This window comes from Pseudomonas sichuanensis, assembly GCF_003231305.1.
In the GTDB taxonomy this organism is placed as follows: domain Bacteria; phylum Pseudomonadota; class Gammaproteobacteria; order Pseudomonadales; family Pseudomonadaceae; genus Aquipseudomonas; species Aquipseudomonas sichuanensis.
Window position 1 is genome coordinate 143,695 of the sequence record NZ_QKVM01000003.1, and the last position, 12,607, is coordinate 156,301.

Consider the following 12,607-nt stretch of genomic DNA (forward strand, 5'->3'; position numbering starts at 1 on the left):
CTGCGTGGGAGCGGGCTTGCCCCGCGATGGGTTGGAAAGGTCAGTGGCTCTGCCCATGCCAGGGCACCAGCTTGCGTTGCACGGCGCGCAGGCCCATCTCCAGGGCGAAGGCGATCAGGGCGATCAACAGGATCCCCAGCACCACCACGTCGGTCACCAGGAACTGCGCCGCCGACTGCACCATGAAGCCCAGGCCGCTGGTGGCGGCGATCAGCTCCGCGGCGACCAGGGTCGACCAGCCCACGCCCAGGCCGATGCGCACGCCGGTGAGGATGTCGGGCAGGGCGCTGGGCAGGATCACGTGGCGGATCAGCTGGGCCTTGGTCGCGCCCAGCGACTGCGCGGCGCGCAGCTTGGTCGGGTCGACGGTGCGCACGCCGGTGGCGGTGGCGATGGCGATCGGGGCGAAGATCGCCAGGTAGATCAGCAGCACCTTGGACAGCTCGCCGATGCCGCACCAGATCACGATCAATGGCAGGTAGGCCAGCGGCGGGATCGGCCGGTAGAACTCGATCAATGGGTCGAGGATGCCGCGGGCCACGCGGTTGTAACCGATGGCCAGGCCGACCGGGATGGCGGTCAGCGTCGCAGCCACCAGCGCCAGGCCGATGCGGCCGAGGCTGGCGCCCAGGTGCTGCCACAGGCTGGCGTCCATGTAGCCCTGGGTGAGCAGGGTCCAGGCCTTGGCCAGGATGTCGGCGGGCGGTGGCAGGAACAGCGGCTCGACCCAGCCGGCCGCCGTCACCAGCCACCAGGCCAGCAGCAGGGTGGCCAGGGTCAGGGTGCTGATCCAGCGGGTGGAAAGGGGCTGGCGGGTTTTGCCAGGGGCAGGTTTGGCGTCACGTTTGGCCGCCACAGGCAGGTCCAGGCTGCTCATGCAGACTCCTCTCGGCGGGCAGATTCGCGTTGCGAGAACACTCGCGCCAGCACGTGCTCGCGGGTTTCGATGAAGCGTGGGTCGGACTTGATCGCCCGCGCCGGCTCGCCGGCGGCGTAGCGCTGGCCAAAGTCCAGTTGCAGGCGTTCGACCACGCGCCCGGGGTTGGGCGCCAGCAGTACCAGCTCGGTGGCCAGGAACACCGCCTCTTCGATGTCGTGGGTGATCAGGAACACCGGTTTGGCGGTGCGCTGCCAGACCTGCAGCAGCAGCTCCTGCATCTGTTCGCGGGTGAAGGCGTCGAGGGCGCCGAACGGCTCGTCCATCAGCAGCACCCGAGGGTCGGCGGCCAACGCCCGGGCCAGGCCCACGCGCTGTTTCTGGCCACCGGACAACTGCCAGATGTGCCGCTCGCCGAAGCCGGCCAGGTCGACCAGCGCCAGCATCTCGCGGGCCTTGGCCTCACGCTGCGCGCGGGGTACACCGGCCAGTTGCAGGCCGAAGGCGACATTGGCCAGCACGTTTTGCCACGGTAGCAGGGCATCGTCCTGGAACACCACCCCACGGTCGGCGCCTGGCCCTTGCACCGCGGCACCGTCAAGGGTGATGCGCCCGGCGCTGGGGGCGACGAAACCGGCGATCAGGTTGAGCAGCGAGGTCTTGCCGCTGCCGGACGGCCCAAGGGCCACCAGCAGCTGGCGTGGGCCCAGGCTCAGGTTGATGTCGGCCAGCACCGGGGTGCTGGCGCCGGGGTACTGTGCGCTGATGCGCTCCAGTTCAAGCAAGGCCATGACGGGCTCCGGTCTTTAGTTGGGCAGGTATTGCTTGCTGACGTAGGGCGAGTAGTCCGGCAGTACCGCATCGACCTTGCCTTGTTGCTTGAGGAAGGTGGCGGTGTCGGTCAGCGCCTGGGTGGTCGGTGCGCCGAGGGCATTGGCCTGGTCGTCCGCCAGCGGGTAGACATTGCCTTGCAGCAGTACCGGGATATCCGCCGCTTTGGCACCCGACAGCTTCACCAGCTTGGCGACGTTGTCCGGGTTGGCCAGCCAGGCTTTCGGGTCTTTGCGGTAGTCGGCATAGGCGTCGAGGGTCACCTTGGCGAACGACTTGACGATTTCCGGGTGCTTGGCGGCGAAGTCCTTGCGCACGATCCAGGCGTCGAAGGTCGGCGCGCCTTTTTCGGCCAGCTCGCCGGAGGTGATCAGCACCTTGCCGTTTTCCTTGGCCACGCCCAGGGCCGGGTCCCAGACGTAGGTGGCGTCGATGTCGCCGCGCTTCCAGGCGGCGATGATCGCCGGCGGCGCCAAGTTGAGGATCTGCACTTTGGTGGGGTCGATGTTCCAGCTTTTGAGCGCGGCCAGCAGGCTGTAGTGGCCGGTGGAGACGAACGGCACGGCGACTTTCTTGCCCACCAGGTCCTGCGGGGTCTTGATGCTGTCACGGGCGACCAGCGCCTCGCCGGCACCGATCTGGGTGGCGATCAGGAAGGTTTCGACCGGCAGCTTGCGGGTGGCGGCGGCGGCCAGGGGGCTCGAGCCGAGGTAGCCGATCTGCACGTCGCCGCTGGCCACCGCGGTGATCACGTCGGCGCCGTTGTCGAACTTGCGCCAGTCGATGCTGGCCTTGCTGGCTTTCTCGTAGTCGCCGTCCACCTGGGCCACCTTGGCCGGGTCGACGGTGGTCTGGTAGGCGACGGTCAGGTCGGCGGCCTGGGCCAGCCAGCTGGTGCCGGCGAGGGTCAGGGCAGCGAACAGGCGCAGCGGGGCATGCGGGATCATGGTGAACCTCTCGTCAGGCAATTGGGTTATGGATGGCGAGAAGACTAGATGATCTAAGAAATCAGAAATAAATAACTTTTTTGCATTAGCTTAGGAGCCAATCGCTTTAAGGCTGTGGGGGTGATCGGGCGGCTGGCGTAATAGCGAACGGCTGCTACGCTTTTTCGGTTCCGGCCGGGGGGCCGTACGGCAGCGGGGCGCCAAACGTTTGCACATAACCTAAAGGTATGATTGACGACGTCGATACAACCTTTCGCAGTAAAGGTTCCAATGTTATTCCTTAAAAATCTTACAGATTCATAAAACGGTCATTTTGGATTTATAGGATTGTCATTATCCTGTAGCGCAGGACGGCGGCTTAGACCAAAGTCGCAAATCGATCGTTGAGCATTGACTTGGCGGTCACGCATTGGTGCTAAATCGCCAATCCCGGGCGAGTGGGGCAAAAGATCCTGCCGCTTGTGACGCACAAAAATTAGAACGTAGAGGAGCAAAACATGTACAAGTCCAGCCTGGCCCTGGCCGTGGCACTGGGGGTTCTCGCCCAACAAGCAGGCGCTGCAGGGTTCATCGAGGACAGCAAACTGTCCCTGAGCTCGCGCACCATGTACTTCAACAACGACAACCGTGAAGCCCACGGTAAAGTCCGCCCGGATCAACGTGAATCCGGCCAGGGCTTCAAGCTCGACTACATCTCGGGCTTCACCGAAGGCACCGTAGGTTTCGGTGTTGACGCCCAGGCTCTGTGGGGCATCCGCCTGGACGGCGGCAAGGGTTACCACAAAGGTGGTTTCTTCCCGGATGACGGCAAGGGCGCCGCAGACCAGTGGGCACGTGTTGGCGCCAATGCCAAGGCTCGCTTCTCCAAGACCGAAGCGCACTTCGGTAGCGCGCTGGCTCCGAACCTGCCAATCCTGGTCTCCAACGATGGCCGTCTGCTGCCGCAGACCTTCGAAGGTGGCACCATCACCTCGAAGGAAATCGACAACCTGACCATCAACGCCGGTCAGCTGACCCACGCCATGGGCCGTGCGTCGAGCAACCGCACCGGTCTGTCGGTTGCCGGTTCCGCCGCCGAAAGCAACAAATTCCGCTACGGCGGCCTGGACTACAAGCTCACTCCAGACCTGACCCTGCAGTACTACTACTCGAACCTGGAAGACTTCTACAAGCAGCACTTCCTGGGTGCGACCCACGTCTTCAAGATCGCTGACGACCAGTCGTTCAAGACCGACCTGCGCTACTTCGACAGCAGCAACGACGGCAAGAACGGCCACGACAGCGCGTACAACTTCAACAACAACGGTGGCTACGCCAAGAACAAGGGCAAGATCGACAACAAGACTTGGTCTGCCATGTTCACCTACACCCTGGGTGGCCACGCGCTGATGCTCGGTCGTCAGCAGGTCGGCGACGACGGTGGCTTCGTCTGGCTGAACCAGGGCAACCTGGTCAACGACAGCGGCACCTCGGAAGGCGCTGGCGGTTCCAGCTTCTACCTGTTCACCGACAGCATGATCAACCAGTTCGCCCGTGCTGGCGAGAACACCAACTTCGGTCAGTACTCCTATGACTTCGCCGCGCTGGGCGTGCCAGGCCTGAAAGCCTCGGTTGCCTACCTGCGTGGTGACGACGTGCGTAACGCATCGGGCCACGGCACCTACGATGAGTGGGAACGTGATGCCCGCGTCGACTACACCATCCAGCAAGGTACCCTCAAAGGCCTGGGCTTCAGCCTGCGTCAGGGCGTGTACCGTGGTGAAGGCGAAAGCAGCGCCGACCAGGACCAGACTCGCTTCATCGTCAACTACACTTACGCCTTCATGTAAGTCGTAGCTGCAAAACAAGAAGCCTCGCCTAGTGCGAGGCTTTTTTGTGCCTGCTATTTCGTATGCGTTCTGGTTATAAATAAATCGATATTTATTCTTTTTATTTTTATTCGGATGCAGGCACATTGAACCCATCAAGGCCAGACACAGCACAGGAGCCGCTTCCATGAGCCTCAAACTCGGCGACATCGCCCCCGATTTCGAACAGGATTCCAGCGCCGGCAAGATCCGTTTCCACGAATGGTTGGGCAACAGCTGGGGCGTGCTGTTCTCCCACCCGGCCGACTTCACCCCGGTGTGCACCACCGAGCTGGGCCTGACCGCCAAGCTCAAGGATGATTTCGCCCAGCGCGGGGTCAAGGCCATCGCCCTGTCGGTCGACCCGGTCGACTCGCACCACCGCTGGATCGATGACATCAACGAGACCCAGAACACCGTGGTCAACTTCCCGATCATCGCCGACGCCGACCGCAAGGTGTCCGACCTGTACGACCTGATCCACCCCAACGCCAGCGACACCCTCACGGTGCGCTCGCTGTTCGTCATCGACCCGAACAAGAAGGTGCGCCTGACCATCACCTATCCGGCCAGTACCGGGCGCAACTTCAACGAGATCCTGCGGGTGATCGACTCGCTGCAACTGACCGACAACCACAAGGTCGCCACCCCGGCCAACTGGCAGGACGGTGATGAGGTCGTGATCGTGCCCTCGCTCAAGGACGAGGACGAAATCAAGCAGCGCTTCCCGAAAGGTTACCGGGCGGTGAAACCTTATCTGCGCCTGACGCCGCAACCCAATCGTTAAGCGAATCCTCGTTGTAATGCTCTTAGCCATAGCAGGGATTTCGGGCCGTTTCGACGGCCCTTTTTTATGGGCGTCGTTTAGTGTTTTGTATTTTTGGTTATTAATAAATAGCTTCTTATTCCTTTACGCATATAACTGCCTCCTTATACTTGCACCCCAAGCACGCAAACTTTCGGAGGCGTCCCCATGCGCAATGAGTCGATTCGTTACCTGATTGTGCCGGGCTGGCAAGGATCGCCAGACAACCATTGGCAGAGTCACTGGCAGCGCAGCCTGCCCAACAGCGCCCGGGTCGAGCAGCAGGACTGGCTCACCCCGCAGCGGCGCGATTGGGTGCAGGCACTGGAGCAGGCGATCGCCGCCGAAAGCTCGCCGGTGATTCTGATTGCCCATAGCCTGGGGTGCATCACGGTCGCCCACTGGGCCGCCCAGGCCAGCCCGAGCCTGCTGCGGCGGGTGCGTGGCGCGCTGCTGGTGGCGCCGGCCGATGTCGAGCGGCCCAACTGCGCGCCGGCCTTGCGCAACTTTGCGCCGATCCCGTTGCAGGCGCTGCCATTCCCAAGCCAAGTGGTCAGCTCCGACAACGACCCGGCGGTGAGCGTGCCACGGGCCCTGCACCTGGCGCGCGCCTGGGATGCCGAGGCGGGGCTGCTGGCCAATGCCGGGCATATCAACGTCAAGTCCGGCCACGAGCGCTGGGAACAGGGCTTCGCTTACCTGTTCCGCCTGCAGGCCCGGATCGACCAGCGCGCGCTGCGGCGCGCCTGATCCGCCGGCCGTTCCACGAATGCCTTGAGCCCCGGCTGCATGCGACCGGGGCGGGAGTTTTCCATGACCTTTCACACCCCTTTCGGCCAGCCATTGCTGACCTTCCCCGAACTGGACAAGAGCCCGCTGAGTATCCGCGCCAAGGCGCTGGTGTTCGTCGACCCGCGCTCACAGGCGCTGCGCCAGGCCCTCGAACGCCTGGCACCGCAACCGCTGCCGGTATTGATCCGTGGCGAGACCGGCACCGGCAAGGAGTTGCTGGCGCGGCAGATTCACCGCGCCAGTGACCGCGCGGGGCTGTTCGTCTCGGTCAACTGCGCCGCCATCAGCCCGACCTATGCCGACGCCGAACTGTTCGGCTACAGCGCCGGCAGCCAGGGCGGTACCGCCAGCAGCCGCGCTGGCTGGTTTGGCTCGGCCAACGGCGGCACCTTGTACCTGGATGAGATCGCCGACCTGCCGCTGACGATCCAGGGCAAGTTGCTGGCGGCGCTGGAAAACCGCGAAGTGACCCGCGTCGGTGCCGCCCAGCCGCAGCCGGTGGACGTGCGCCTGGTCGCCGCCTCCAGTATCGATCTGGCCAAGGCGGTGCAGGCCGGGCGTTTCAACGAGCGGCTCTACCATTACCTGCATGAGGGCGAGCTGGAGCTGCCGGCGCTGCGCGAGCGGGTCGGTGACATCCTGCCGTTGGCGGAGTACTTCGTCGGTATCTACAGCGTGCGCCTGGACCGGCCGCTGGCATTGATCAGCGAGGCCGCCCAGCAGGCGCTGGAGGCCCATGCCTGGCCGGGCAATACCCGCGAGCTGGAGAACGTCATCCACTTCGCCCTGCTGGTCAGCGACGGTGAGGAAATCCTCCCCGAGCACCTTGACCTGCCGGACATCACTCCGCTGGCCAGCCTGGCCCGCCAGCTTGGGCAGTTGGGCCGCAGCCGCGAGGCGCAGACCCTCCGGGCCCTGCGCCAGTTGCTGAGCGAGAGCCTGGCGCGGCTGGATGAGCCCGCACCCTAGAGCGGCGCTTGGCGGCTCATAAGCAAAGGCGTTGATGGCCATTTGTTTTTGGAATAAGCAGCTAAATAAAAGATATTGTTCCGGAATAAAAAATCCCGGTATCGTCCGTTTCACGCCCACTCGAACGGGTGGGCACCTGACGTAGCCATCTGCGATGGCCCAGCTCGATAACAAGGATCACCATGAAAAAGACCCTGCTGACCACCGCCCTGGCCGCCGCCCTTTCGTTTGCAGGCCTGGCCTCTGCCGCCGAGAAGCTGGTGGTCGCCGCCACGCCGGTACCCCACGCTGAAATCCTCGAACTGATCAAGCCGACCCTGGCCAAAGAAGGCGTCGACCTGCAGATCAAAGTGTTCACCGACTACGTGCAGCCCAACGTGCAGGTCGACCAGAAGCGCCTGGACGCCAACTACTTCCAGACCCTGCCCTACCTGCAGAACTTCAACGAAGGCAAAGGTACGCACCTGGAGACCGTGATCGGCGTGCACGTCGAACCCTTCGGCGGCTACTCGAAGAAGGTCAAGTCCCTGGCCGAGCTGAAGGAAGGCGCCACCGTCGCCATCCCCAACGAAGGCAGCAACAGCGGCCGCGCCCTGCTCCTGCTGCAGAAGGCTGGGCTGATCACCCTGAAAGACCCGAAGAACGCCCTGGCGACCCCGAAAGACATCGCCGAGAACCCGAAGAAGCTCAAGTTCCGCGAGCTGGAATCGGCCATGCTGCCGCGCGTGCTGGACCAGGTCGACCTGGACATGATCAACACCAACTACGCCCTGGAAGCCGGCCTGAACCCGGCCAAGGATGCCCTGGTGATCGAGGGTGCCGACTCGCCGTACGTGAACTTCCTGGTGGCCCGCCCGGACAACAAGGACAGCGAGGCCATCCAGAAACTGGCCAAGGCGCTGACCAGCCCGGAAGTGAAGGCGTTCATTGCCAAGAAGTACCAGGGCGCGGTACTGCCGGCGTTCTGATACGCGGCACCAGCCAAGCCTGAAACGAAAAACGCCGACGCATCCTGCGTCGGCGTTTTCGTTTTTGCCGGTCTCATCGTCAGACGGCTACATCGTCCCTGTGTAGGAGCGGCCTTGCGCCGCGAAAGGACCGCAAAGCGGTCCCCGCTTTAGCATCGCCGCAACATCGCTGGGGCCGCGTTGCGGCCCTTTCGCGGCGCAGGGCCGCTCCTACACAAGCCGGTGCTTCGCCGGCTGGTCAGCCTTGGCCACCCAGCGCCCGGCGCAGGGCCAGCAGCCACAGCAGTTGTTCATTCGCAGCAGGTGAGCAGGGGCTGTTCATCGTTTTCGTCCTTGTAAGTTGATGGGCCATGCAAGTCACAGTTTGGAACCTGTTTGAGGGGTGGATCGCGGGAAAGGTCCCGGTTTGATGTAGGAAATTTCCGAGGGAAACAAGCAGTGATATAGATATGCAATAAAGGTATTTCGAAAAATATTTTTATACCTTTAGAGTCTATTAATCGTGCCTACCGGCACAGCGCCACTATGTGTTGAACGACGCCGAGTGACCCTCGTGCCGACCTGGAACCTGCCCATGCCGTACCTCCGTAACCTTGTGTCGAGGCCCTGTCCATGAGTTTCGACACCGCCTTCATGCTTAGCACATTGCCGGCTTTCTTCAAGGCGCTGGGGGTGACCTTGCAGGTCGGCTTGATCGCCATCGCCACCTCGTTGCTGGTGGCGCTCCTCAACTCGGCCATCCTGGTGTTTCGCACGCCGTACCTGTGGCGCCTGGTGCAGGGCTATGTGGAGCTGGCACGCAACACGCCGCTGCTGATCCAGCTGTTCTTCGTCTACTTTGCCCTGCCGAGCGTGGGCGTGAAGATTTCGGGCTTCGCCGCGGCGATCATCACCATGACCTTCATGGGCGGCGCCTACCTCACCGAAGTGCTGCGCGCCGGTGTCGAAGCGGTGCCGCGGGCACAGCTGGAGTCCGGGCGTTCGATCGGCCTGTCCGAAGGCCAGCTGCTGCGCCATGTGATCCTGCCGCAAGCGGGCATCCTCAGCCTGCCGGCACTGTTCGCCAACTTCGTGTTCCTGCTCAAGGAGACCACCGTGGTCTCGGCGGTGGCGGTGCCGGAGATCCTCTACACCACCAAGAACTACATCGCCTTGTACTACAAGACCTACGAAATGCTCGCGGTGCTGACCCTGCTGTGCGTGCTGATCTTCCTGCCGTTGTCGCTGCTGCTGCGCCGCCTGGAAAGGAGGCTGCAACATGGCCAGTTCGGCATTTGAACTGCTGCAGGTGTCGCTGCCGCAACTGGCTGCCGGCGCTGGGCAAACCGTAGCGATTTCGGCACTGGGCATCGGCTTTGCCACCCTCGGCGGCGTGCTCTACGGCGTGCTGGCCACCCTCGGCAACCGGCTGCTGAACGTGCTGTTGCAGGTTTACCTGGAGCTATTCCGGGCGATCCCGGTGCTGGTCTGGTTGTACCTGGTGTTCTTCGGCTTGCCGATCTTCTTCGGCCTGAGCATTCCCAGCTTCTGGTGCGCGGTGCTGGTACTGGGCCTGTGGGGTGCCAGCGAAGTTGGCGAGGTGGTGCGTGGCGCGCTCGGTTCGCTGCCCCGTGGCCAGCGCGAGGCCGGGCTGTCGATCGGCCTGTCCGGCTGGCAGCTGTACGCCCATGTGCTGCTGCCGCAAGCGCTCAAGCGCATGACCCCGCCGACCATCAACATCTATACGCGCATCATCAAGACCAGCTCGCTGGCAGTGCTGATCGGTGTGGTCGAGGTGATCAAGGCCGGCCAGCAGATCATCGAGCGCGCCTATGAGTCGGCGCTGATCTACGGCGTGCTGTTGCTGTTCTTCTTTTTCGTCTGCTACCCGCTTTCCGCCGCCTCACGCGTGCTGGAACGCCGCTGGGCCCACTCATGAGCGCATTGATCGAATTCCACGGTTTCAACAAGTTCTTCGGCGAGCACCAGGTGCTGGCCAACGTCGACCTGCAGGTTAGCGCCGGCGAAGTGGTGGTGATCCTCGGCCCCAGCGGCTGCGGCAAGAGCACCCTGCTGCGCTGCCTCAATGGCCTGGAACAGGCCCACAGCGGCAGCCTGCGCCTGGACGGGCAGGAGCTGCTGGCCCCAGGCACCGACTGGCGCCAGGTGCGCCAGCGGGTGGGCATGGTGTTCCAGAGCTACCACCTGTTCGGCCACATGAGCGTGCTGGACAACCTGCTGCTGGGCCCGCTCAAGGTGCAAAAGCGCGAGCGCGCCGAAGCCCAGGCCCAGGCCGAAGCGCTGCTGGCGCGGGTGGGCCTGCTGGACAAGCGCGATGCCTTCCCGCGGCAGCTGTCCGGCGGCCAGCAGCAACGCATCGCCATCGTCCGCTCGCTGTGCATGAACCCGCAGGTGATGCTGTTCGACGAAGTCACCGCAGCCCTCGACCCCGAGATGGTCAAGGAAGTGCTGCAAGTGATCCAGGGCCTGGCCCGTGACGGCATGACCCTGCTCATCGTTACCCACGAAATGGCCTTCGCCCGCGCGGTGGCCGACCGCATCGTGTTCATGGAGGCCGGCAGGATCCTTGAACAGAACCACCCCGAGCGCTTCTTCACCCAACCGCAGACCGCACGCGCGCAGCAGTTCCTGGAGAAATTCTCTTTCGTCGAAAGCCTGCCCAAGACACTGCACAAGGAACTGTCATGAACACCGCACCCTTTGCCAAACTGCTTGCTCCACTGCTTGGCCTGGCCCTGCTGGCCGGCTGCAACAAGGCCGATGAGCCGGCCAAGCCCGCTGCCGCCTCGCCCGCCACCAGCTACCTGGAAACCATCAAGGCCCGCGACAAGCTGATCGTCGGTGTGTTCACCGACAAGCCGCCGTTCGGCTTCGTCGATGAAAGCGGCCGCTACGTCGGCTTCGACACCGACATCGGCCGGCGTTTCGCCAAGGACTTGCTGGGCGACGAGAACAAGGTCGAGTTCGTCGCCGTCGAGCCCGCCAGCCGCATCCCCTTCCTGCAGAGCGACAAGGTCGACCTGATCCTCGCCAACATGACGGTCACCCCTGAGCGCAAGGAGGCGGTGGACTTCACCAACCCCAACCTGCGCGTGGCCGTGCAGGCCATCGTTGCCGACGGCAGCCCGGTGCAGAAGCTCGACGAGCTGGCCGACAAGACCATCATCGTCACCACCGGCACCACCGCCGATATCTGGCTGACCAAGCACCACCCGGACTGGAAGCTGCTCAAGTTCGAGAAGAACAGCGAGTCGCTGGCCGCCCTGGCCAATGGCCGTGGCGATGCCTATGCCCAGGACAACCTGATCCTGTTCAGTTGGGCCAAGCAGAACCCGGGCTACCGTGTGCTGCCGCAACTGCTGGGCGAGGAAGCACCGATTGCCCCGGCGGTGAAGAAGGGCAATGCCGAGCTGCGCGACTGGGTGAATGCCGAGCTGGCCAAGCTGGGGGAGGAGAAGTTCCTGCTCAAGCTTTATGACCAGTACGTGCGCAAAGAACTGAGCGACGACACCAAGCCTGAGAGCGTGATTGTCGAAGGGGGCAAGTGGCAGGGTTGATTATCTGATTCTGGGGCTGCTGCGCAGCCCTATCGCGGCACAAGGCCGCTCCTACAGGGGATCGCATTCTCCTGTAGGAGCGGCCTTGTGCCGCGATAGGGCCGCAAAGCGGCCCCAGCGATATCAGCTATTGCGCGGCAACCAGTTCAACAGGAAATCATTCACCACCCTCGGGTTCTCCAGGCTGGAGATATGCCCGGCAAACGGAATCTGCGCCGCCAGGCAGCCAATCAACCGCGCCATCTCATTCGACTCCTCGGGCGGCCTGGGAATGTCCTGATCGCCACAGATCACGATGGTCCGATCCGCGGGCAGTTCGCCGAGCCGCGCCAGCAGATCCGGCCGCCCGAAGATCACCCGCCCCATCGGGCCCAGGCTTTCGCGGATAGCCTGCGCGCTGCTCGCCTGCAAGTCGGCGCGGAACCGTTCACGCACTTCAGGCACCGTCTGCCCCCCGGCATGGAAGAAGATCGGCACCACGATATCCAGCAGTGGGTCGGGGAAGGTGCCGGCGGCGCTGGCGGCATCCAGCAAACCGAAGTACTTCAGCCGCGTGGCCTCCGGCTCGGCCCCCAGGAAGGTATCCAGCAGCACCAGGCGATCGACCCGTTCCGGGTGTTCGATGGCCAGCTGCGCGCCCCACATGCCGCCGACCGACAGGCCGACCAGGTGGCACTTGGGGATATCCAGCGCATCGAGCAGGGCCAGATGTTGGCGGCTCAAGGCGCTCATGTCGGTGGTCGTGGCCGGTGGCGCGGCGGAATCGCCGTGGCCCCACAGCTCGGGCACGATGACCCGGAAGTGCTCCGACAGAGCATCGATCTGCGGTTGCCACATGGCGGCCGACCACAGGTAGCTATGGCCGAGCAGGACGGGGAAGCCCTGGCCCTGGTCGACATAGCTCATGCGCGCGCCGTCGATTTCGATGAAGTGTTTTTGCATGGGTTATCTCATGAATGGGGATAGCAAATTTGGTCATCGTGACAAGGCCCTGTGGGAGCGGGTTTACCCGCG

13 protein-coding genes are annotated in these 12,607 nt (G+C 63.5%); 9 read left to right on the forward strand and 4 right to left on the reverse strand.

Translation table 11 applies throughout. The features are described 5' to 3' along the window. Positions 1 to 40 precede the first annotated feature (40 nt). From tauC to tauA, 3 genes are read right to left on the reverse strand one after another with little or no spacing between them, the layout of a single operon-like run. Positions 41 to 877, reverse strand: a complete 837-nt coding sequence (gene tauC, locus DM373_RS02670) for a taurine ABC transporter permease TauC (RefSeq protein ID WP_110992083.1) — start codon at positions 875 to 877, stop codon at positions 41 to 43. Continuing rightward, complete coding sequence (gene tauB, locus DM373_RS02675; protein WP_110992084.1) at positions 874 to 1,668, reverse strand: taurine ABC transporter ATP-binding subunit; 795 nt, start codon at positions 1,666 to 1,668, stop codon at positions 874 to 876. The genes tauC and tauB overlap by 4 nt, the downstream gene beginning before the upstream one ends. Before the next feature lie 15 nt (positions 1,669 to 1,683). Next, on the reverse strand, positions 1,684 to 2,655 hold the full coding sequence (gene tauA / locus DM373_RS02680; protein WP_110992085.1) for a taurine ABC transporter substrate-binding protein: 972 nt from the start codon (positions 2,653 to 2,655) through the stop codon (positions 1,684 to 1,686). Between the two features lie 497 nt (positions 2,656 to 3,152). Here tauA and DM373_RS02685 point away from each other — a divergent pair, with 497 nt between their 5' ends. The 9 genes from DM373_RS02685 (at position 3,153) to DM373_RS02725 (ending at position 11,593) form a co-directional block, all read left to right on the forward strand. After that, positions 3,153 to 4,484 carry an OprD family porin gene (locus tag DM373_RS02685; RefSeq protein ID WP_110992086.1) on the forward strand — a complete coding sequence of 444 codons (1,332 nt, stop codon included), beginning with the start codon at positions 3,153 to 3,155 and terminating at the stop codon, positions 4,482 to 4,484. Positions 4,485 to 4,650: 166 nt separating this feature from the next. After that, positions 4,651 to 5,289 (forward strand): peroxiredoxin, encoded by a 639-nt coding sequence (locus tag DM373_RS02690; RefSeq protein WP_110992087.1) that lies wholly within the window; start codon positions 4,651 to 4,653, stop codon positions 5,287 to 5,289. 186 nt (positions 5,290 to 5,475) lie between these two features. Next, positions 5,476 to 6,057, forward strand: a complete 582-nt coding sequence (locus DM373_RS02695; protein WP_110992088.1) for an alpha/beta hydrolase — start codon at positions 5,476 to 5,478, stop codon at positions 6,055 to 6,057. 63 nt (positions 6,058 to 6,120) lie between these two features. Then, positions 6,121 to 7,068: a sigma 54-interacting transcriptional regulator gene (locus tag DM373_RS02700; protein ID WP_110992089.1), complete on the forward strand. Its 948-nt coding sequence runs from the start codon at positions 6,121 to 6,123 to the stop codon at positions 7,066 to 7,068. Positions 7,069 to 7,250: 182 nt separating this feature from the next. Continuing rightward, a complete protein-coding gene (locus DM373_RS02705; protein ID WP_110992090.1) occupies positions 7,251 to 8,036 on the forward strand; it encodes a MetQ/NlpA family ABC transporter substrate-binding protein in 786 nt (261 codons plus the stop codon). Between the two features lie 612 nt (positions 8,037 to 8,648). Then, positions 8,649 to 9,314, forward strand: coding sequence for an amino acid ABC transporter permease (locus tag DM373_RS02710; protein WP_110992091.1), 666 nt, complete (start codon positions 8,649 to 8,651; stop codon positions 9,312 to 9,314). Further along, a complete protein-coding gene (locus tag DM373_RS02715; RefSeq protein ID WP_110992092.1) occupies positions 9,295 to 9,954 on the forward strand; it encodes an amino acid ABC transporter permease in 660 nt (219 codons plus the stop codon). Before DM373_RS02710 ends, DM373_RS02715 begins: the two co-directional genes overlap by 20 nt. Further along, positions 9,951 to 10,724 (forward strand): amino acid ABC transporter ATP-binding protein, encoded by a 774-nt coding sequence (locus DM373_RS02720; RefSeq protein ID WP_110992093.1) that lies wholly within the window; start codon positions 9,951 to 9,953, stop codon positions 10,722 to 10,724. Before DM373_RS02715 ends, DM373_RS02720 begins: the two co-directional genes overlap by 4 nt. Next, entirely contained in the window at positions 10,721 to 11,593 is an 873-nt protein-coding gene (locus DM373_RS02725; RefSeq protein WP_110992094.1) for a transporter substrate-binding domain-containing protein, read from the forward strand. Before DM373_RS02720 ends, DM373_RS02725 begins: the two co-directional genes overlap by 4 nt. A gap of 123 nt (positions 11,594 to 11,716) precedes the next feature. Here DM373_RS02725 and DM373_RS02730 read toward each other — a convergent pair whose 3' ends face one another. After that, positions 11,717 to 12,535: an alpha/beta fold hydrolase gene (locus tag DM373_RS02730; RefSeq protein WP_110992095.1), complete on the reverse strand. Its 819-nt coding sequence runs from the start codon at positions 12,533 to 12,535 to the stop codon at positions 11,717 to 11,719. Between the last annotated feature and the right edge of the window lie 72 nt (positions 12,536 to 12,607).